The sequence below is a fragment of the Pandoraea sp. ISTKB genome (assembly GCF_001721285.1).
Lineage (GTDB): Bacteria > Pseudomonadota > Gammaproteobacteria > Burkholderiales > Burkholderiaceae > Pandoraea > Pandoraea capi.
In genome coordinates this window covers 1-20,440 of sequence record NZ_MAOS01000035.1, presented here as the reverse complement: position 1 = coordinate 20,440, position 20,440 = coordinate 1, and the positions used below count along the sequence as shown (strand labels likewise).

17 protein-coding genes are annotated in these 20,440 nt (G+C 61.3%); 7 read left to right on the top strand and 10 right to left on the bottom strand.

Annotation, left to right across the window (positions count from 1 at the left end):
- Positions 1 to 17 precede the first annotated feature (17 nt).
- A complete protein-coding gene (locus tag A9762_RS29445; RefSeq protein ID WP_083253898.1) occupies positions 18 to 362 on the bottom strand; it encodes a type II toxin-antitoxin system PemK/MazF family toxin in 345 nt (114 codons plus the stop codon).
- A 423-nt stretch (positions 363 to 785) separates the two neighbouring features.
- Between A9762_RS29445 and A9762_RS28535 the strand changes: the two genes are divergently transcribed.
- Positions 786 to 1,346, top strand: coding sequence for a hypothetical protein (locus A9762_RS28535; RefSeq protein WP_139133205.1), 561 nt, complete (start codon positions 786 to 788; stop codon positions 1,344 to 1,346).
- 51 nt (positions 1,347 to 1,397) lie between these two features.
- On the opposite strand, the gene A9762_RS13185 is transcribed toward A9762_RS28535, so the two are convergent.
- The 5 genes from A9762_RS13185 to A9762_RS13165 form a co-directional block, all read right to left on the bottom strand.
- Positions 1,398 to 2,636: a mechanosensitive ion channel family protein gene (locus tag A9762_RS13185; protein WP_083253897.1), complete on the bottom strand. Its 1,239-nt coding sequence runs from the start codon at positions 2,634 to 2,636 to the stop codon at positions 1,398 to 1,400.
- Positions 2,637 to 2,887: 251 nt separating this feature from the next.
- Entirely contained in the window at positions 2,888 to 4,087 is a 1,200-nt protein-coding gene (locus A9762_RS13180) for a betaine/proline/choline family ABC transporter ATP-binding protein (RefSeq protein ID WP_069342474.1), read from the bottom strand.
- Entirely contained in the window at positions 4,084 to 4,731 is a 648-nt protein-coding gene (locus A9762_RS13175) for an ABC transporter permease (RefSeq protein ID WP_069342473.1), read from the bottom strand. The genes A9762_RS13180 and A9762_RS13175 overlap by 4 nt, the downstream gene beginning before the upstream one ends.
- 45 nt (positions 4,732 to 4,776) lie before the next feature.
- Positions 4,777 to 5,697 (bottom strand): glycine betaine ABC transporter substrate-binding protein, encoded by a 921-nt coding sequence (locus A9762_RS13170; protein WP_069342472.1) that lies wholly within the window; start codon positions 5,695 to 5,697, stop codon positions 4,777 to 4,779.
- A gap of 21 nt (positions 5,698 to 5,718) precedes the next feature.
- A complete protein-coding gene (locus A9762_RS13165) occupies positions 5,719 to 6,453 on the bottom strand; it encodes an ABC transporter permease (RefSeq protein WP_069342471.1) in 735 nt (244 codons plus the stop codon).
- Positions 6,454 to 7,370: 917 nt separating this feature from the next.
- Here A9762_RS13165 and A9762_RS13160 point away from each other — a divergent pair.
- Positions 7,371 to 8,738: a diguanylate cyclase gene (locus tag A9762_RS13160; RefSeq protein WP_069342470.1), complete on the top strand. Its 1,368-nt coding sequence runs from the start codon at positions 7,371 to 7,373 to the stop codon at positions 8,736 to 8,738.
- Between the two features lie 3 nt (positions 8,739 to 8,741).
- On the opposite strand, the gene A9762_RS13155 is transcribed toward A9762_RS13160, so the two are convergent.
- Genes A9762_RS13155 through A9762_RS13140 form a run of 4 tightly spaced genes read right to left on the bottom strand, consistent with a single transcriptional unit; the run spans position 8,742 to position 13,972 of the window.
- The gene (locus A9762_RS13155; protein ID WP_069342469.1) at positions 8,742 to 9,158 is read right to left on the bottom strand and encodes a VOC family protein; all 417 of its coding nucleotides are present in this window, start codon (positions 9,156 to 9,158) and stop codon (positions 8,742 to 8,744) included.
- 30 nt (positions 9,159 to 9,188) lie between these two features.
- On the bottom strand, positions 9,189 to 10,733 hold the full coding sequence (locus A9762_RS13150; RefSeq protein ID WP_069342468.1) for a SpoVR family protein: 1,545 nt from the start codon (positions 10,731 to 10,733) through the stop codon (positions 9,189 to 9,191).
- A gap of 35 nt (positions 10,734 to 10,768) precedes the next feature.
- Positions 10,769 to 12,031, bottom strand: a complete 1,263-nt coding sequence (locus A9762_RS13145) for a YeaH/YhbH family protein (RefSeq protein ID WP_069342467.1) — start codon at positions 12,029 to 12,031, stop codon at positions 10,769 to 10,771.
- An 18-nt stretch (positions 12,032 to 12,049) separates the two neighbouring features.
- Positions 12,050 to 13,972 (bottom strand): PrkA family serine protein kinase, encoded by a 1,923-nt coding sequence (locus A9762_RS13140; RefSeq protein ID WP_069342466.1) that lies wholly within the window; start codon positions 13,970 to 13,972, stop codon positions 12,050 to 12,052.
- A 1,085-nt stretch (positions 13,973 to 15,057) separates the two neighbouring features.
- Between A9762_RS13140 and A9762_RS13135 the strand changes: the two genes are divergently transcribed.
- The 5 genes from A9762_RS13135 (at position 15,058) to A9762_RS29190 (ending at position 20,432) form a co-directional block, all read left to right on the top strand.
- A complete protein-coding gene (locus A9762_RS13135) occupies positions 15,058 to 15,858 on the top strand; it encodes a metal ABC transporter ATP-binding protein (protein WP_069342465.1) in 801 nt (266 codons plus the stop codon).
- Entirely contained in the window at positions 15,855 to 16,718 is an 864-nt protein-coding gene (locus A9762_RS13130; RefSeq protein WP_069342464.1) for a metal ABC transporter permease, read from the top strand. The genes A9762_RS13135 and A9762_RS13130 overlap by 4 nt, the downstream gene beginning before the upstream one ends.
- Positions 16,719 to 16,729: 11 nt before the next feature.
- Positions 16,730 to 17,710, top strand: coding sequence for a metal ABC transporter solute-binding protein, Zn/Mn family (locus A9762_RS13125; RefSeq protein ID WP_083253894.1), 981 nt, complete (start codon positions 16,730 to 16,732; stop codon positions 17,708 to 17,710).
- Between the two features lie 193 nt (positions 17,711 to 17,903).
- Positions 17,904 to 19,247 carry a tRNA (N6-isopentenyl adenosine(37)-C2)-methylthiotransferase MiaB gene (gene miaB / locus A9762_RS13120; RefSeq protein WP_069342463.1) on the top strand — a complete coding sequence of 448 codons (1,344 nt, stop codon included), beginning with the start codon at positions 17,904 to 17,906 and terminating at the stop codon, positions 19,245 to 19,247.
- Between the two features lie 108 nt (positions 19,248 to 19,355).
- On the top strand, positions 19,356 to 20,432 hold the full coding sequence (locus tag A9762_RS29190) for a PhoH family protein (RefSeq protein ID WP_069342462.1): 1,077 nt from the start codon (positions 19,356 to 19,358) through the stop codon (positions 20,430 to 20,432).
- Positions 20,433 to 20,440 lie beyond the last annotated feature (8 nt).

Genomic DNA, 20,440 nt, shown 5'->3' with positions numbered 1-20,440 from the left:
TGATTCCCGCCGCCGAATCAATCGCTCACCTCATCCGTCTCTTCCGAGAAAACGTCTCGCAAACGCGCCATGGCGTCTTGCAATACCTCTCGATCCAATCTCCCCGAACGTCGAATCAACCGTCTCCGATCCATCGATCGCAGATGACTCAATTGCATCGAACCCTGACGCCCGGCATACGTCGTAGACACGCCGTATCGGGACGCGGCAGACGACGTCAGCGGCGCCACGATCACCGTCTGCAAATGCTTGTGCATCGCCGTAGGCGAAACAATGACGCATGGCCGCGTTTTCCTGATTTCACTCCCAATTGCGGGATCGAAGGATGCGACCCAGACTTCGCCTCGCTTCACCACGTCCATTCCTCCTCGTCAGCATCGTTGGGGAAACTCCATAACTCAATCATTTCCTCCTCCGTGTCGTTGACACACACGTCCGGAGCCGATGCGTCCCCGTCGGGATACCACACCACATCCACTGTCCACAAGTCATTCATTCTGTACTCCAATACGTCACCCCGTCCTCCCTCTTCCGTGGATTCCGAGACATGTTCGCAGCGCGACGCATCGAAGTAAACAGAACCGAAAGCATTCCGGAATTTTCCTGAAGCAGTCAGGCGATATTTGCGTATCACAGAAGAACTCGACGCATGGGGCAACACCCCACCGACGTCACACGAGAAGTCCCATCTGCGGTCGGAAACCAGAACGCAGCAGCACGTTACGCAAAATCCACCGCTCGATAAGTTCCATATTGGAATCTCCTTCAACCAATGGAGATAAATCATGGATATCGATCGCACTCACACAGTCAACACAAGATCTTTGACTCCGACGAGTCACGAAACCTCACCGGCCGAGACGGGTGAATGGGCAGGATCGTTCGAGAGTGCTCATCATTTGCCGCCGGACAACATCACCACTCCACACGCCATCTCGACGCGAGCCTCAACATTACGAACGGCACACGCCCCCGTCACGGATTTCGCGTCTCTCATGCGCGCGATCCCGGAAGAAAAGCGCAATGGGATGCGAACGGCGCTGGCGTCAGTTTGCGCCCGTCACATCGAATACGAGAACGTGACATCGGAAGAACCTGTGCTTCAGATGTACTGGAAGGAATTTACAGACGCAGTCCAGAGCTGCGAGGCCTATTGGGCGACGGTGCAGAAGGAATACTTCCCTCAGTGGGCAATGTTCTTTGTCATCTGCGGTTTCGCAAACACTTATCTGAGCCCCAACCACAAGCAAACGATGACTCGCATTTACGAAAAGGGAGGCGGGTATGCCTTCAGCGAAGCCGCGTACGATGGAGATCGCATCGCCGGCTGGTCGACACAGAAATGATACGTCGTCGATCTCGCTAACGGCTTTCGCCCGTACGCTGGTCTGACATGCTCACGCCGCGACCTTGCCTTGCCACCTCACCAGATCCGCCCCTGCCGGGTTCTGATACATGCGCAACCCGAACTCCGGCAGGATGGCCAGCAAGTGATCGAAGACGTCGCCCTGCACGCGTTCGTATTCCGCCCATACGGTCGTGTTCGTGAAGCAATAAAGTTCCACGGGAATGCCGGTCGCCGTCGGTTGCAGCGAACGCACCATGCATGTCATGCCTTCGTGAATGTTCGGATGCGCTTTCAGATAAGCCAGCGCATACGCGCGGAAAGTGCCGATGTTCGTCAGGCGCCGCGTATTTGCCGGCACGCCCGCCGCGTGGCCCAATGCGGCATTCGCGTCCGCCAGCGAACGCTGCTTCTCGGACAGATAATCCCCGAGCAAATGCAGCTTCGACAGACGGGCAATCTCCGCCTCGTCGAGAAAGCCGACGCTGCCCGCGTCAATGCACAGCGTGCGCTTGATGCGACGTCCGCCCGACTGCTGCATGCCGCGCCAGTTGCGGAAACTCTCGGAGATCAGACGCCACGTCGGAATCGTCGTGATCGTCTTGTCCCAGTTCTGAACCTTCACGGTATGCAACGCGATGTCCACCACGTCGCCATCGGCGCCGACCTGCGGCATCTCGATCCAGTCGCCCACGCGCAGCATGTCGTTCGACGTCAACTGCACGCTTGCGACGAACGACATGATCGTGTCCTTGAACACCAGCAACAGTACCGCCGACATCGCCCCCAGCCCGGAGAGCAGCAGCCACGGCGAGCGGTCGATGATGGTGGCGACGATGGCGATGGCCGCGACCACGTAGAGCGCGATTTTCCCTAACTGGACGTAGCCCTTGATCGACCGCGTGCGCGCATGTTCGGACATCGCGTAGACGGTCTGCGCCGCGTCCAGAATCCCCGCAATGGCAAGCGTGGCATAAAGCAGTGTCGTGGCGAGTGCGACATTGCTCACGACGAGCAACACCTTCGCCGGCAGATCCGGCACCAGATCGATACCGAACTGCACCACCAGATACGGCAGAATGCGCGCGGCCCGATGAAAGACCCGATGAGCGAGCAACGCATCGTCCCAGCGATTGGCTGTGCGCTGCACCACGATGCGTACCACCCGGACAACCACGAACTGCGCCAGGGCCTGCACCAGCAACGCTGCCGCCACCAAGATCGCCAACGCTACCGCCATTCGCGCCCAGGGCGTGTTATCGAACCACGCCGTCACCACTTCCCACGTCATCCCGCCACTCCTTGATTCACTTGTGCCCCACCGACGCCACCGCAGGATCATCCGCACCCAGCGTCGCCAAATCTCAACCACAAACGCAAAAATGACGACCACGATGGGCCGTCATCTTATGATCCGCCGACCGGACGTCGTTCCCATCCGGCCATTGAAACTCACACGACGTCACGCATTGTCAGGGACGCTCACCCGCCCTCACGCCCTGAACGCATCGACGCCGACCGCGCGGGTGCCACGGGTGCTGGTTACACCGGCGCCCCGAACGGCACGCTCGCCACGACGCTCGGCGTGCCCGGCAGCGACGGCGCGATGATCGTGCCACCGCCATTGCCACGCGACTTGCCCGAACTCAGGTAGTCGGCGATGGAATCCTGCGTGACCTCGCCGAGGTACTGATTGTCGTCCCCCAACACAGGCAACGACGCCAGATTGTGCTCGTACATGCGCGAGAGCAGCACCCGCAGGTTGTCGCCGGCGACGGCCGACGCCTTGAAGTCCCGCACCCGCTCGCCGCAACTCCCTTGCGCGTGACGCGTATCGCGACGTGCAATGTACCCCAACGCGCGCGCGTTTTCGTCGACGACGACCAGCGAACGCGTATCGAGCTCATCCATCATGCCGTAGGCTTCCGCAAGCGAAGTCTGCGGTTTGACGGTCGGTTGCGGGGTCGCCGCATCTTCCGCTCGCACCAGCAGCAGACGCTTGAGAATTCGGTCATGTCCCACGAAGCTCGCGACGAATTCGTCGACCGGGCGGGCCAGCAAGGCGTCCGGCTGTGCGTACTGCACCAAACTGCCCTGACGGAAGATCGCGATGCGGTCCGCCAGCTTGATCGCCTCGTCGATATCGTGGCTGACCATGATGACGGTCTTGCCCAACTGACGCTGCATTTGCAGGAATTCGTTCTGGATCGATTCGCGGTTGATCGGATCGACGGCGCCGAAGGGTTCGTCCATCAGCAGCACCGGCGGATCGGCCGCCAGCGCACGAATCACGCCGATACGTTGTTGCTGACCGCCGGAGAGCTCACGCGGATAGCGCGACAGATAGCGCTTCGGATCGAGCGCCACCATGCCCATGAGTTCCGTCGCGCGCTCGCGGCAACGCTTCTTGTCCCAGCCCAACAGACGCGGCACCACGGTGATGTTTTCCTCGATGGTCATGTTCGGGAACAGACCGATCTGCTGGATTACATAGCCGATGTGGCGGCGCAGTTCGATTTCATTGATCTTTCCGGTGTCTTCGCCGTTGAGCAGAATGTGCCCGGACGTCGGCTTGATCAGCCGGTTGATCATCTTGAGCGTGGTCGTCTTGCCGCAGCCCGACGGACCGAGGAAGACGCAGATTTCGCCCGGCGGCACTTCAAGGCTGACCGAGTTCACGGCGGTTACGCGGGTGCCGTCCTTCTGGACGAAGCTTTTGGTGAGATTGTCGAGTTTGATCATACGGTTCGGATTCCTTTCGGTGTCAGCACGCGCTGAAGGCGGTGCAACAGGGTGTCGGCGACGATGGCGAGCAGACTCACCATGACCGCACCCACGACAAGCTGTCGGGTATCGCTCTGGCTGATCCCCTGGGTGATCAACACCCCGAGACCGCCGGCCCCGACGATGGCGCCAATGGCCATCACGCCAATATTCATCACGACAGCGGTGCGCACACCGCCCAATACCACCGGCACGGCCAGCGGCAGTTCCACGAGGCGCAATCGCTGCCAGAACGTCATGCCGATGCCGATGCCCGCTTCACGGATGCTCGGGTCGATCTGCTGCAACGCGAGGCTCGTGTTGCGCATGATCGGCAGCAGCGAGTACAGGAAGACGGCGGCCACGGCAGGCGCAGGGCCAATGCCCATGCCATAGACGGACAGGGCCGGGATCATCAGGCCGAACAGGGCAATCGACGGAATCGTGAGCACGACCGTCGCCAGACCCAGCACGGCGCCCGACAACCAGCGAAAACGCGTGACCAGCACGCCCAGCGGCACGCCGACCACGATGGCCGCCCCGACCGAGGCGGCCACCAGCCACGCATGCTGACCGGTAAGGGTCAGGATGCGATGCCAGTTATGCGTCAAAAATTCAATCATGGGACTCCTCAATCAGTAACAGGGTGCGACAGCGAACGCGCGCCGTCACTGCACCAGTCCTTCCTGCTTGAGGAAGTCGCTTGCCACGCGCGACACCGCGCGATGATCGATATCGACCTTCGCGTTCATGTCACGCATGTTGTCGTCGTTGATCTTCGCGGACAGCGCGTTGAGTTCATCGGCGAGTTTCGGGTTGGCGTCGAGGACTTCCTTGCGAACGACAGGCGTCGCCGCATAGGCCGGGAAAAAGCCCTTGTCGTCGGCCAGCACCTTCAGATCGAAGCCCTTGTTACGGCCGTCGCTCGTGTAGACGAGACCGGCATCGATCTGCTCGTTGCGCAGCGCCGTGTAGACGAGGCCCGGATCCATCTGCTTGATGTTGCTGCGCTCAAGGTGGAAGTCGTAGAGCTGTTCCATCGGGTCGAGACCGTCCGAACGACCGACGAACTCCATGTCGAACGCGAACTGCATCTTGGGCTGCGTGCGGAATTTCTCGATGAGTTGCGACACCGTCTCGATGCCCTCTTCACGCGCGATCTTGCCCGGCATGGCGAACGCGTACGTGTTGTTCAACGCGGCGGGATTCAGCCAGACGAGGCCGACTTTGCCGTCGAGTTCCTTCACGCGGTCATAGGTCTGCTGCGGGTCGAGCTTCTCCGTGACCTTGTTGTAGACGATGAGCGAAGTGCCCGTGTACTCCCAGACGACATCGAGCTGATTGCTCTCCATGCCCTGGCGCATCACCACGCTGCCCAGCCCGTTCTTGAGTTCGACGTCATACCCTTTGCTGCGCAGGTACTGCGCCGTCATCTCGGAGAGGATCAGTTGTTCGGTGAAGTTCTTGCCGCCGATGGTGAGCGTGGCGGCCTGTGCTGAGACGCTCGTCGCCATCATGCCCAGCGCGAGCGCCATGGCACTCAGCAGGCGTGCGCAGGACGCAACGAAGCGAGAAAATGAAACTTGCATACGTGTGGATCTCCTGAAGTCTTAGCGCGCGGCGGCGCCGTGACGCGCGAACCAGAGGCCGCTCGCGACGGCGACGATGCCGTCGAGCACGAGCGCGAGCAGCGCCGTGCCACCGGCCCCGAGCAGCAGCTTGGTCGGATCGTTGAGATAGATGCCGGGGAAGATCAACTGCCCCAGACTGTCCGCGCCGATCAGAAACGCGAGCGGCGCCGTGCCGACGTTGATCGCGAGCGCTGTACGAATACCGCCGACGATGACCGGCATGGCGTTGGGCAGGTCGACGCGAAACAGCACCTGCGCCGGCGTCATGCCCATGCCGCGTGCCGACTCCCGCAGCGCGGGCGGCACCTGACGCAAGCCTTCGTAGGCGTTGCGCACGATCGGCAGCAGCGATGCAAGCCACAGCGCCAGAATGGCCGGGCGGTCGCCGATGCCGAGCACTGCCATCGACAGCGCCAGCACGGCGAGCGAGGGCAGCGTATTACCGATGTTGAACACTTGCACCGCGCGCTCGGCGTGCTTCTCGAACATCGGACGCGAGATCAGTACGCCCGCAGGCACGCCGACCAGAATGGCCAATGTCATCGAAACTGCCACCAGCTTGAGATGCTGTTGGGTGTAGTACACCAGGTCGCCCCGGTATTTGACGAGCGAATCAACGCCCAGCCAATACACCAGACCGGTGACTGCGGCGGCGACACCGAGCAGTCCGAAGCCGGCCAGATAGAGAATGCGATACTGCTTCGCCACGTTCATGCTCCCTTTGAATGGGTTGGCAGCGCTGCGCGCGAGGCAATAGCAATAGCCATCGCCCCGCGTGACAACGCGGTCAATCAAGCATGACAACTGTTAGCTGCCTTGCGAATTGTGATGTGTTCGATCCGAAGGTCTGTGGAAGACGACGGTGACGAACAAGGCGTCGCGGAATGCGACATGAGAGACGAGCTTTCGACGCCGTGGGCGCCTGGGCCTCTCGGTGCACGCTTATTGAAAGCGCGCGAAAGTTTTACTGCACAAACTCATTGCGTGATGGTAAGGACGCCGGCGCAACGAGGAACACCGGCAACGCTTTTGTTTCTATGGGCCAACCGCAGCGATTGGCTTTTTTTATTCTAGTACAGATAGTGCGTCGATGCCAACCCGTAGCACGTTTTTAGTGAAGAATCCGGTGTATTTACACGTAATTACACGCAACATTCTTCATATCAATAGGATGACTAATTAATTGCGCGCGCTGGAATCGCCCGTCATCGCTGGCGTTGCAGCCGTCAGTGATTGCGCATCGGCCGACCGAATCGCGATGTCCCGAAATCTTGCATTTCGGTGTTTCGCACTGCGGATCGGTGTGCCGCATCGATTTATTTTCCGGGACGCCGTTCGTGCATTTTCCCCGCCCCAAACCGGTGCAAATCCGGTGCGTCAGCGGGCCGGAATCCGCATGTTTTCTAGCGTCGAAAAGGAAATTAGAGTCCTTCTCCGGAAACGGATGCCAACCCGGAAAAACTCGTGTATTCTCGGAGGTTTATCTTAGTTTTCAATCATTTAGCGCAAAATCGGGGAAACGCGAGCGTAACGCGAGGCCATGACCTTGCGGCGATCTGCGGGCGCGATGATTGAACGGTATGAAAGCGATCGTGCGCGGGCACGAGGTCGTTGAATGGCGAATAACAACTATGAAAAGTACCATCAGCCGTACCGAACAGGGCAATCGCGTTGCCGCGACCACCATTTTGGCCGCGTGCGCCGCGCTCACGCTCGCAGGATTCCTTGCACGCGCCTTCGAAGGTGCAGTGAATCCGTTGCTCACCTTCTTTCTCGTCTCCGCAGGCGGCATTCTCAATCTATCGACGGCGTGCCTGCTCGGCGTTCAGTATCTCTACAACGGTAAGCGTTACTTCGCGCAGTTCGGCTGTGCGTTTTTGCTACGCGGACTCTTCATGTTCACCGAAGGGGTGCTGCTCGCGAATCAGCTCGCCGGCATCTCGACGCACATCACGCGCGCACCCTTCTGGCTATGGCTGGTGGCCGAGGCCAGCTTCGCGGCATACGTGATGCTGAGCGTGCGCAGTTATTCGCGCACGCGCATGGACCCGCACACACGTCCCGGCTATTCGGAAGCCGCACGCTATGGCGCTACCGTGCTCATCATCTGGGTGACGGTGTCGCTCTCGCTCGTCGGCGCAGGACGCACGCTCGTCACACCGCACCTCGCGGGGGGCGTCGACATCGAGACGCTAGCGCTGGGCGCGCTGTTCGTCGCTTACGTTGCGCTGTGGTGGCGCATTGCAGCGGTCACGCGTTTGTCTCACAAGCTGTTCCTGCTCGTGTGGGTCGTCGTCACGATCTCGCTGTGTCAGTTGCTGCTCTCGCTCACCGCCCCGAGCGAAGCGTCATATCAGTGGTACGCGGCGCGGCTGCTTGCGCTGGCGTCGCCCGGTGTCGCGACGCTCGCACTCGTCTGGGAAATCACGCGGCAGTACCAGTCGCTCGCACTCACCAACACCGATCTGGTCGAGAAGGTGTTCATCGATCCGCTCACGCACATCTATAACCGCCGCTACTTCGACAACCGCATCCGCCTTGTGGCCGAGCGCGTGCAGCAGCGCGCGATTCCGCTGTCGGTGCTGCTCATCGACATCGACTATTTCAAGCAGGTGAACGACCGCTACGGTCATCCGTTCGGCGACGCCGTGCTCCAGCGCATTGCCACCACGATCCAGCATTGCATCCGGTTGCCGAGCGACTTTGCCGTGCGTCTCGGTGGCGAGGAGTTCGCCGTCGTGCTGCCGGAAATCGATCAGCATGCGGCGTTGCGCGTGGCCGACCGGATTCGCGAATCGGTCAAACGCGCGAGCTCCGATCTTCTGCCGCAAGCGGCGCGCGACGAAGGTGAGGCGATCACGATCAGTGTGGGAATTGCGTCATGGCAGCCGGGCGAGCCGCTCGTCATCAGCGCCATGCTCGACCGTGCAGACAAGGCGCTGTATCAGGCGAAGCACAAGGGGCGCGACCAGAGCGTGCTGGGGCAGATGGCCGCGTAGGGTTCAGCGTGATGAAGACGGCGGGCCTTTCAGCTCGACGGTATTGCCGTCCGGGTCATTGAGATAGCACGACGGCCCTTCGCCGTGCGCGCCGTAGCGCTGCACCGCCTCGCCCAACGTCACACCGTGAGATGCCAGCCCCTTGCGCATGGCGTCGTCGTCGAACGGTTCGACCCGCAAGCAGAAGTGATCGAGATTACGCCCTTCGGGACCGGGCGCCGCACCGCCCTGACGACCGATGGTTCCGGCCACATCCACCAGGTCGATCAGCGAATCGCCCGCCCGCAGTTGCACCAGCCCGAGATCGGCCTGCACCTTCTCCAGCGTGCAGCCGAGCACGTCGATGTAGAAATGCTGGAGCCGGGCGACGTCGGCCGTGCGCAGCACCACGTGATCGAGGGCGACGAACGGTATCTTCATCCCTTGTCTCGCAACGACATCATTCGAGCGTCAGGCACTCAGCGCATAGCGCCGCCGCTTCTCGACCTTGGTCTCGTGCGTCATCTCGTTGCGACCGTCCTCAAAGACAGTCTCCAGCCGCACCGTGAATCCCCACAAACGCGCCACGTGCTTGAGCACCTCCTCGAAGCTGTCGTCCAGTGGCTTGCGCTCGCTCTGCACGTGACGCAGCGTGAGCGACCGGTCCCCATGCAGATCGACGTGCGCGACCTGAATGTTCGGTTCGAGCTGACTGAGGTTGTACTGCTGCGCGAGCATCTCGCGAATCTCGCGATAGCCGGTATCGTTGTGGATGGCGGTCACGCGCAGCCGGCTGTCGCGATCGTCATCGAGAACCGAGAACAGCTTGAGGTCGCGAATGACCTTGGGCGAGAGGAACTGCTGAATGAAGCTCTCGTCCTTGAAGTTGCGCATCGCAAAGTCGAGCGTCTTCAGCCAGTCCGAGCCCGCGATATCCGGCGCCCATTGACGATCCTCTTCCGTCGGTTCCTCGCACATGCGGCGAATGTCCTGGAACATCGCGAAGCCCAGCGCATACGGATTCAGACCGCTGTAGTACGGACTATCGAACGACGGTTGATAGACCACGTTCGTATGCGCGTGCAGGAACTCCATCATGAAGGCGTCATTGACGAGCTTCTCCTTGTAGAGCTGCTGGAGAATCGTGTAGTGCCAGAACGTCGCCCAGCCTTCGTTCATGACCTTCGTCTGACGCTGCGGATAGAAGTATTGGGCGAGCTTGCGCACGATGCGCACGATCTCGCGCTGCCACGGCGCGAGCTTCGGGGCGTTCTTCTCGAAGAAGTACAGCAGGTTCTCCTGCGGTTCGCCCGGGAATGGCGGCTCGTCGGAATCGGTCGGATCGAGGCCGTCATCTTCATCGTCGTCGTGCAGCGCGTGATTCGGCAGCGTGCGCCACAGATCGTTGATCTGCATCTGCAAATAGTTCTCGCGCTCCTTCTGCCGGGCCTGTTCCTGCGCGAGCGACAACCGCTTGGGTCGCTTGTAGCGATCCACGCCGTAGTTCATCAGCGCATGGCAGGAATCGAGCAGCAGCTCCACGGACTGCTCGCCGTAGCGTTGCTCGCACTCGGTAATGTAGTTGCGCGCGAACAGCAGGTAGTCGACGATGGCGTCGGCACTGGTCCACGTGCGGAAAAGGTAATTGCCCTTGAAGAACGAGTTATGACCGTAGCTGGCATGCGCGATGGTCAGCGCCTGCATGGTCATGCTGTTCTCCTCCATCAGATACGCGATGCAGGGATTCGAGTTGATGACGATCTCGTACGCGAGCCCCATCTGCCCGCGCTTGTATCCGCGCTCGGACGACAGGAAGTGCTTGCCGTACGACCAGTGGTGATAGCCGATGGGCAGACCGACGGTCGCGTAGGCGTCGAGCATCTGCTCGGCGGTGATGATCTCGATTTGATTCGGATACGTGTCGAGCTTGAAGTTCGACGCGATACGCGCGATCTCATGCTCGTATCGCTGAATCAGTTCGAACGTCCATTCCGATCCGGTGGAGATATACGCCATGATGCGTCCTCGTTGTAGTACCGGCGGGACGGCTTTCAGGCCGCCTTCTTCTTGAACAGGTCGTGCAGCACCGGATAGATTTCAGCGGCTTCCATGATGCGTTGCATCGCGAAATTCGGGTGCTGCTGCTTGACCGACAGGTATTCGTTCCACAGGTTCTGCGGCTCCGCGCTCGCCACCTCCACGTAGGCGAAGTACTGCACGGCCGGCATGATCGACTGCATCAGAATGTCGCGGCAGATGGGCGAATCCCCGTCCCAGTTGTCGCCGTCGGAAACCTGCGCGCCATAGATGTTCCAGTCGCTCGGCGAGTACCGGTCCGCAATGATCTCGTTCATCAGCTTGAGCGCGCTGGAGACCACCGTGCCGCCCGACTCCCGCGCGTAGAAGAAGTCGTCTTCGTTGACTTCCTTGGCCGTGGTGTGGTGACGGATGAGCACCAGATCGATGCGCTCGTAGTTATGCCGCAGGAACAGATAGAGCAGCATGAAGAAGCGCTTGGCCAGATCCTTGCGGCTCTGATCCATGGAGCCCGAGACGTCCATCAGGCAGAACATGACGGCCTGCGCTTGCGGACGCGGCTGCATGATCCGGTTCGAATACCGCAGATCGAGCTTTTCGATGTACGGGATCGCCTCGACCCGCGTGCGCAGATGCGTAATCTCGTGGGCCAGCGCCAGAGCGCGGGGCGACGTGTCGCCCTCGCGCGAGACGATGTCCGCGTACTCGGCCTCAAGCTCGCGCAACTGCTTGCGATACGGGGCGGTAAGCGCGATGCGGCGGCCCAGCGAGCTGCGCATCGTGCGAATGACGTTGAGGTTCGACGGCGTGCCGTCGATGGAATAGCCCGCACGGACCTTGCGGAACTCCGGAATTTGCGCGAGCCGGCGTTTCGCGAGGTCCGGCAGCGCCATGTCCTCGAAGAAGAATTTCAGGAACTCCTCGCGCGAGAGATTGAAGACGAAATCGTCCTCGCCCTCTCCCGAGTCGCTGGCGCGGCTGCCGCCGCCCCCTGCGCCCGATGGCGGACGCTCGAAGTTGTCGCCCACCACGAACTCGCGATTGCCGGGATGCACCATCTCCCGTCGCCCGCCGGGCCCGTGGTGGAACAACGGTTCCGAAATGTCCTTGACCGGGATCGAGACCTGTCCGCTGCCATCGATATCGGTGATCTTGCGCCCAGACACCGCCTTCGCTACCGCGCGGCGAATCTGATCGCGGTAGCGTTTGATAAAGCGCTGCTGGTTGATGGCGCTTTTGTTCTTGCCGTTTTGCCGTCTGTCGATGATTGCTGACATAGTGGCCCCGATTGGTTGCTACGAGGATTTGCGCACGCGCAGATACCATTCCACAAGCAGGCGAACCTGCTTCGGGGTATAGCCCTTTTCCACCATACGGTTGACGAAGTTGGCGTGCTTTTCCTGATCCTCCTTGGACGACTTCGCATTGAACGAAATCACCGGCAGCAGATCCTCGGTGGTCGAGAACATGCGCTTCTCGATGACTGCCCGCAGCTTCTCGTAACTCGTCCAGAGCGGATTCTTGCCCGCGTTGTTGGCGCGTGCGCGCAGTACGAAGTTGACGATCTCGTTGCGGAAGTCCTTCGGGTTGGTGATCCCGGCCGGCTTTTCGACTTTCTCCAGTTCGTCGTTGAGCGCGGTGCGGTCGAGAATTTCCCCGGTGTTCGGGTCGCGATATTCCTGATCCTGAATCCACAGGTCCGCAAAGTTCACATAGCGATCGAAGATGTTCTGACCGTACTCGGAATACGATTCCAGATAAGCGGTCTGAATCTCCTTGCCGATGAACTCCACGAACGGCGCGGTCAGGTACTCCTTGATGTAGGAGAGATAGCGCTTCTCGACTTCGCCCGCATACTGCTCGCGCTCGATTTGCTGTTCGAGCACATACAGCATGTGCACCGGGTTGGCCGCGACTTCGGTGTTATCGAAGTTGAAGACCTTCGAGAGCACCTTGAAGGCGAAACGCGTGGACATGCCCGTCATCCCTTCGTCCACCCCGGCGTAGTCGCGATACTCCTGATACGACTTGGCCTTGGGATCGATGTCCTTGAGGTTTTCACCGTCGTAGACACGCACCTTGGAGAAGATGTTGGAATTCTCGGGCTCTTTCAGGCGAGTGAGCACCGCGAACTGGGCGAGCATCTTGAGCACGTTCGGCGCGCGCGGGGCGTTGGCGAGCGAACTGTTTTTCACCAGCTTCTCGTAGATCTTCACCTCGTCGGTCACGCGCAGGCAGTACGGCACCTTCACGATGTAGATACGATCGAGGAAAGCCTCGTTGTTGCGGTTGCCCTTGAAGCTCTGCCATTCCGCTTCGTTCGAGTGGGCGAGCACGATACCGTCGAACGGAATCGCACCGAACCCTTCCGTACCCTTGTAGTTGCCTTCCTGTGTCGCAGTCAGCAACGGGTGAAGCACCTTGATCGGCGCCTTGAACATTTCGACGAATTCGAGCAGGCCACGGTTGGCCAGGCACAAACCGCCTGAGTAGGAATAGGCGTCCGGATCGTCCTGCGGGTACTCCTCGAGCTTGCGGATGTCGACCTTGCCGACCAGCGACGAGATGTCCTGGTTGTTTTCGTCCCCCGGTTCGGTCTTGGCAATCGCGATCTGCTGGAGCACCGACGGGCGCACCTTCACCACACGGAACTTCGTGATGTCGCCGTTGAATTCGTTAAGACGCTTGGTGGCCCACGGCGACGGAATCGTATTGAGATATCGCAGCGGAATGCCGAAGTCCTCTTCCAGAATCTTGCCGTCTTCCTCTGAGGAGAACAGGCCCAGAGGCGACTCGTGCACTGGCGATCCCTTCAGGCAATAGATGGGGACGTCTTCCATCAATACCTTGAGCTTCTCGGCCAGCGACGACTTGCCGCCGCCCGGGGGCCCGAGCAGATACAGAATCTGTTTGCGTTCTTCGAGCCCTTGCGCCGCGTGTTTGAAGAACGAGACGATTTGCTCGATCGTGTCTTCCATGCCGTAGAAGTCACGGAAGGCAGGATAGATCTTGATGATCTTGTTGGAGAACAGCCGCGAGAGTCGCGGGTCGTGATGCGTATCGATCAGCTCCGGCTCACCGATGGCGCGCAACATGCGCTCGGCTGCCGTCGCATACGCAGTCGAGTCCTTCTTACAGATCTCCAGATATTCCTGGATGCTGTATTCCTCTTCCCTGCGTGCTTCGAAACGTGTCGTGTAGTGGCTGAAAATATCCATATGCCTCACCCCCCGCTTCATCGGAAAACATCGCGATGCGATGCCCGCTCTGTTGCCTAAGACCCGGATGACTGCGCAATGGTTTCGACCTGGCTCACTGCATGCCGGAGCGACTTACGCGAAACCTTTCGCACTGTCCCCTCCCTCACATGAACGACTCAAAATCGGTTTAGGTTGACTTTAAACTTGTCACTGAAAATTGCAACCGTTAACTCATCATATGCACAAACAAAAAAACTGTCGCTAGATATTTTCCGCAGCGCTAAGCATTCTCGATAACCCGCATGCAGCAAGGGTTTCCACGACCTCTACGCATTGCGCACGTCACGCCGGATAGGTCAAAATTCGAGCGACTTTTCGCGTCTTCACCCACGCATTGCGCACTCGGGTTTGTCTGCATTCGATCATGATCGCGCACCTTCGTCACTTATTAAGGAATCCTATTTATTCGATAGAATTTCTTACTACGACACGATGATTGACGTGCAATGCTTTCGGGAAAAAAAGTGGGTGGCCCATCGACGTCGACGAAGCCGAAGACGTGGGCGCGAGAGGCCTGCTTTCCTGTCGAAGCGTCGCGGCTGCGCGAAGTCGCGACGGTCGTGCGATCGACATGCGCCAATGCATCTGCAACGGCATGTTCGTCGCAAGCGGAAAGTCAAAAGCGGATGGATGTCTGAGCGGGCTCACCTCCTCCTTGCAAATCGCCGATCTCTGGAATGAAGCGAACAACGTGCCAGACGACCGAGTTTGAAACCATGTTACGCCGGTTCGCCGAAATCTGCTGCGCGGATATGTAACGTGATGTGATCCTGCCCGCGATGCCCTCGCGCGCGTCCCGCAACGCCGCCGACGGGCGTCCGCATGCCCCGGACGGTTTCATGCAATAATGCAACTTTGTTGCATTTGCGTCCTATTTGATACACAGTTGCAGACTGTGTCCGGGCCTCGCCCATCCCCTTATCCATGATTCGCTTCTCCGTTTGGCTCTACCGTCTCGCTGGCTGGGAGCGCACGGCACTTACGCTGCTCGTGCTCATCCCCCTTTGGGCGCTCGTTTTCTGGGCGCTGAGAGGGGTCGCCTCGTGATCGGCTGCCAGGATCTCTCCGTCCAGTTCGGCCCGAACGTCGCGCTCACAGGCGTGAGCGCCACCTTCGCGCCCGGCGTGCTCTCGGCCGTCGTCGGCCCGAACGGCGGCGGCAAGACCACCCTGCTGCGCGCGCTTGCGGGGCTGCAAAAGGCGTCCCGCGGCAGCGTCGTCAGCGATGGCCCCGTGGCCTACCTGTCGCAGCGGCCCGAAACGGACCATCGGTTCCCGATGTGCGTAGAAGAATATGTGCTGACGGGCACATGGCGCCGCACCGGCGACGCCCGTCGCCTGGGACGCGACGAGTTCGAGCGTGCGCTGGACGCACTGGCCCGCGTCGGCCTCGCCGACAAGCGGGCGCAGGCGCTCGAAGCCTTGTCCGGCGGGCAATGGCAGCGTGCCCGCTTCGCGCGCCTGATCGTGGAAGACGCGCCGATCGTTTTGCTGGACGAACCCCTCACCGGCATCGACGTGCCCTCGGCGGAACTGTTGCTGGCCCTGCTGGACCAATGGCGCAACGAGGGACGCACCGTCGTGACCGTCCTCCACGATCTGCCGCTCGTGCTGGAGCGTTTCGCGCACGTCGCCGTGATGGCCGGTCGGCTGGTCGCCTCGGGCGCGCCGGCCGACTGCCTGCACGCCGGATTTCCGTCGGCCGACGCGGCCAGCGGTACCAGCGGTGGCACGCACGTCGGATTGTCGGGCGCGGGCGGTTACACCGCGTTCGCTGCAAATCAAGGGGCGCAGGCGCGCCCGGCGGCGTCCGCCAACCTCTCTGCACCGGGAGGTCGTCGGTGAGCGCCTTGCTGAACCTCATCGTCGGACCGTTCGCGGAATTCGACTTCATGCGGCACGCCCTCGTCGGGAGTCTGGCGCTGTCGCTCGGTTGCACGCCCGTGGGCGTGTTTTTGCTGCTGCGCCGCATGAGCCTGATGGGCGACTCGCTCTCGCACGCCGTGTTGCCTGGTGCCGCCGTGGGCTATCTGATCGGCGGTCTGTCGCTGCCGTGGATGGCCGGTGGCGGCATGGTGGCGGGTCTGCTCGTCGCACTGCTCGCGGGGCTGTCGAGCCGTCGCACACGGCTGGACGAAGGGGCGTCGTTCGCCGGCTTCTACCTGCTGGCGCTCGCGGGCGGCGTGGTGATCGTCTCCAAATGGGGCAACAGCGTCGATCTGATGAACCTGCTGTTCGGTTCGGTGCTGGCGGTCGACGACCCGTCACTCATATTGGTGGCCGCCATCACGACCGTGACGCTGCTCTGGTTCGGTTGGCACTATCGCGGGCTCGTGCTCGACAGCGCCGACCCGACCTTCCTCGGCCAGAGCAACGGGCGCGGCGTGATGCGCTATCACCTCGGCTTCACGGTGCTGACGGTAATGAACCTCGTTGCGGGCTTTCAGGCGATGGGCACGCTCATGGCCGTGGGGCTGATGATGTTGCCGGCCGCCACGGCCCGCCTCATCTCCCGAACCCTGCCCGGCATGTTGCTGAGCGCGTGGCTGGTGGCCAGCGCGTCGAGCGTGATCGGGCTGCTGATTTCGTATTACCTGGCTTGCCCATCCGGGCCGGCCATCGTATTGACGGCAGGTGTCGCCTATCTGGGCGCGCTGCTTGTTTCGCCGGGCGGTGCAAGTACTGCCAAAGCGCCGGCGCTTTGAGAGAGGGAAACATGTTTGGATTGGGTAAGGGCGCCAAACGCTTTAGCGGCACCCGCCGCACCAGCGGCGTTAGCAGCAGTCTCCGTAGCAAATCGTGGTTCGGCGCAGGCCTCTTCGCCACCCTGTTCGCGCTGACCCTGGCATTCGCCGGCCCGGCACGGGCGCAGGACACGCGCCTGCCGGTCGGCGTGAGCTTCAGCATTCTGTCGGACATCGTCAAAGCCGTCGGCGGCGACCGGATCGACGTCACCACACTCGTCGGCCCGGATCAGGACACCCACACCTACGAGCCGACCCCGGCGGACGTCGCCAAGCTTGCCGGCACCAAGCTGTTCTTCGTGAACGGCCTGGGTTTCGAAGGCTGGCTGCCCCGTCTGATGAAGTCGAGCCACTATACCGGCCAGCTCGTCACGGTCACGAAGGGCCTCAAGCCCCGCACGATGGTCGACGACGGCAAGACGATCACGGATCCGCACATGTTTCAGGATCCCGAGCGCGTGAAGACCATGGTGGACAACATCGCGGCCGCCCTCTCGCAAGCCGATCCGGCCGGCGCGACCTACTATGCCGCGCGCGCCCAAAACTACCGTGTCGCGCTCGACGAGGTGATCGCCTGGGCCAAGAAGCAACTGGCGCCGATTCCGCCGTCACGCCGTGTGGTGCTGACTTCGCACGATGCCTTCGGCTACCTCGGCATGGCCTTCGAGATCAAGTTCCTCGCCCCGGAAGGCGTGTCGACGGAAAGCGAAGCCAGCGCCCGCGACGTCGCCAACCTGATCCGCGTGATCCGCAAGACGGGCATCAAGGCGGTATTCATGGAGAACATCTCCAATCCGCGGCTGGTCGAACGCATTGCGCACGACGCCAAGGTGACGGTCGACGGCAAGCTGTACTCCGACGCCCTGTCGAAGAATCCGGAAGCGACGACCTACCTCCAGTTGTTCCAGTACAACATCCGGGCGCTCGCCACGGCGATGAAGGACAACCGCTGAGCCCTGACGGGCGCGCCCTCCCCCGCTCCCCTTCGGTGCACGCGGTATAATGCGTGCACCACACACCGGCCCCACGACGGAGGTCCGGACAGGCCGGCTATGCCGGCTTTTGCGTTTGGTTGCGTTTGAATTTCGCTCGAATTTCATTATTACCGACGCCCCCAGGTCAACCACTGCGAACGGCGCACACTCCATGGCAAAAAAGATTTACATCAAGACGTTCGGCTGTCAGATGAACGAGTACGACTCCGACAAGATGGCGGACGTGCTCGGCGCGGCTGAAGGCCTCGAAAAGACCGACACCCCCGAAGACGCCGACGTCATCCTGTTCAACACCTGCTCCGTGCGCGAAAAGGCGCAGGAAAAGGTGTTCTCGGATCTGGGCCGCATGCGCGCCCTCAAGGAAATCAAGCCGGATCTGGTGATCGGCGTCGGCGGCTGCGTCGCCAGTCAGGAAGGCGCGGCCATCGTGCAACGCGCCCCTTACGTGGACGTGGTGTTCGGCCCGCAAACGCTGCACCGTCTGCCGCAGATGCTCGAAGCGCGCCGCTCGACCGGCCGCTCGCAGGTCGACATCTCCTTCCCCGAAATCGAAAAGTTCGACCACCTGCCGCCGGCCAAGGTCGAAGGCGCCACGGCGTTCGTCTCGATCATGGAAGGTTGCTCGAAGTATTGCAGCTACTGCGTGGTGCCTTACACGCGCGGCGATGAAGTCTCGCGTCCGTTCGAAGACGTGCTCACCGAGATTGCCGGACTGGCCGAACAGGGCGTGCGTGAAATCACGCTGCTGGGCCAGAACGTGAACGCCTATCGCGGTCTGATGGCCGACGGCGAGATCGCCGACTTCGCGCTGCTCATCGAATACGTGGCCGAAGTGCCGGGTATCGAGCGCATTCGCTACACGACCAGCCACCCGAAGGAATTCACGCAGCGTCTGATCGACACCTACGCCAAGGTGCCCAAGCTCGTGAGCCATCTGCATCTGCCCGTGCAGCACGGCGCGGACCGTGTGCTCTCGGCCATGAAGCGCGGTTACACGGTGCTGGAGTACAAGTCGATCATCCGTCGCCTGCGTCAGGTGCGTCCGGACATGTCGATGTCGTCGGACTTCATCGTCGGCTTCCCCGGCGAGACGGAAGAGGATTTCGACAAGCTCATGGCGATGATCCACGACATCGGCTACGACACCAGCTTCTCGTTCATCTACAGCCCGCGCCCCGGCACGCCCGCCGCGAACCTGCAAGACGATACGCCGCGCGAAGTGAAGCTGCGCCGTCTGCAGCACTTGCAGGCCGTGATCGAAGAGAACGCGGCACGCATCAGCCAGCGCATGGTCGGCTCGCGTCAGCGTATTCTGGTCGAAGGCGTTTCGCGCAAAGACCCGAACGAGCTGCAAGGCCGCACCGAAAACAACCGCGTGGTCAACTTCCCGGCGCCCGAGGCACAACGCGCGGGCTTGATCGGCCAGATGACCGACGTCGTGATCACCTTCGCCTATCCGCACTCGCTGCGCGGCGAACTGGTCGTCACGCATTGAATATGGGACCGGCGGGGCGTATCGAGCACCACAAGCCACAGGTGGCATCGCTGCCCCCGTCACCGCCAAGCCATCGAACGACCTGAACAGGCAAACGACCGGATCATCTTGAAAGCACCCGTCCAAGAATTCACCGCTCCGCGCGACGACAATCGCCGTCTGGCCAATCTCTGCGGCCCGCTCGACGAGAATCTGCGTCAGATCGAACAGGCGCTCGACGTCTCGATCACCCGTCGCGGCCATCGTTTCTCCATTCGCGGCAAGAGTGCCGCCGTCGCCACGCAGGCGCTCGAGAGTTTCTACAACCGCGCAACCGAAGCGCTCTCCGTCGACGACATTCAGCTCGGCCTCGTGGAAACGCGTCAGGGCCTCGCGCCGAGCGTGCGCCATGGCGACGACAACCCGTTCGCCGCTGGTGAGACGGAAGACGGCTCGCCGGTGCTGCACACGCGTCGCAGCGACCTGCACGGCCGCACGCCCGCCCAGCGCGATTACCTCAAGCAGATCCTGTCGCACGACGTGACGTTCGGTATCGGCCCGGCCGGTACCGGCAAGACGTATCTCGCCGTGGCCTGCGCCGTCGACGCCCTGGAGCGCGACGCCGTCAAGCGCATCGTGCTCACGCGCCCGGCCGTGGAAGCGGGCGAGCGCCTGGGCTTCCTGCCCGGCGATCTGGCACAGAAGGTCGATCCGTATCTGCGCCCGCTGTACGACGCGCTGTATGACCTGCTCGGCTTCGACAAGACGCAGAAGTATTTCGAGAAGCAGATGATCGAGATCGCGCCGCTGGCTTACATGCGCGGCCGTACGCTCAATCACGCGTTCATCATTCTCGACGAGGCGCAGAACACCACGCCCGAGCAGATGAAGATGTTCCTCACGCGTATCGGTTTCGGCAGCAAAGCCGTGGTGACCGGCGATACCACGCAGGTCGACCTGCCGCGCGGTCAAAAGAGCGGCCTGATGGAAGCGCAGGTGATCCTGAAGAACGTTCGCGGCATCGCCATGACGCGCTTCACCAGCGTGGACGTGGTGCGTCACCCGCTGGTCGCGCGCATCGTCGAAGCGTACGACGAACACGCGCAACATCTCGAAGCCGGGCTCGATCTGCCGGCCTCGGATTCGCGCGGCGATCGCACGGGTCACGCCTCGCGCACGTCGCGCGCAGCCGGAGGCAAGGCATGAGCGGTCGG

What these genes read in the sequence shown, in the direction of transcription:
- A9762_RS29445 (WP_083253898.1), bottom strand. Translation starts at nt 362, where the DNA reads ATGGACGTGGTGAAGCGAGGCGAAGTCTGGGTCGCATCCTTCGATCCC.
- A9762_RS28535 (WP_139133205.1), top strand. Translation starts at nt 786, where the DNA reads ATGGATATCGATCGCACTCACACAGTCAACACAAGATCTTTGACTCCG.
- A9762_RS13185 (WP_083253897.1), bottom strand. Translation starts at nt 2,636, where the DNA reads ATGACGTGGGAAGTGGTGACGGCGTGGTTCGATAACACGCCCTGGGCG.
- A9762_RS13180 (WP_069342474.1), bottom strand. Translation starts at nt 4,087, where the DNA reads ATGATCAAACTCGACAATCTCACCAAAAGCTTCGTCCAGAAGGACGGC.
- A9762_RS13175 (WP_069342473.1), bottom strand. Translation starts at nt 4,731, where the DNA reads ATGATTGAATTTTTGACGCATAACTGGCATCGCATCCTGACCCTTACC.
- A9762_RS13170 (WP_069342472.1), bottom strand. Translation starts at nt 5,697, where the DNA reads ATGCAAGTTTCATTTTCTCGCTTCGTTGCGTCCTGCGCACGCCTGCTG.
- A9762_RS13165 (WP_069342471.1), bottom strand. Translation starts at nt 6,453, where the DNA reads ATGAACGTGGCGAAGCAGTATCGCATTCTCTATCTGGCCGGCTTCGGA.
- A9762_RS13160 (WP_069342470.1), top strand. Translation starts at nt 7,371, where the DNA reads ATGAAAAGTACCATCAGCCGTACCGAACAGGGCAATCGCGTTGCCGCG.
- A9762_RS13155 (WP_069342469.1), bottom strand. Translation starts at nt 9,158, where the DNA reads ATGAAGATACCGTTCGTCGCCCTCGATCACGTGGTGCTGCGCACGGCC.
- A9762_RS13150 (WP_069342468.1), bottom strand. Translation starts at nt 10,733, where the DNA reads ATGGCGTATATCTCCACCGGATCGGAATGGACGTTCGAACTGATTCAG.
- A9762_RS13145 (WP_069342467.1), bottom strand. Translation starts at nt 12,031, where the DNA reads ATGTCAGCAATCATCGACAGACGGCAAAACGGCAAGAACAAAAGCGCC.
- A9762_RS13140 (WP_069342466.1), bottom strand. Translation starts at nt 13,972, where the DNA reads ATGGATATTTTCAGCCACTACACGACACGTTTCGAAGCACGCAGGGAA.
- A9762_RS13125 (WP_083253894.1), top strand. Translation starts at nt 16,730, where the DNA reads ATGTTTGGATTGGGTAAGGGCGCCAAACGCTTTAGCGGCACCCGCCGC.
- miaB (WP_069342463.1), top strand. Translation starts at nt 17,904, where the DNA reads ATGGCAAAAAAGATTTACATCAAGACGTTCGGCTGTCAGATGAACGAG.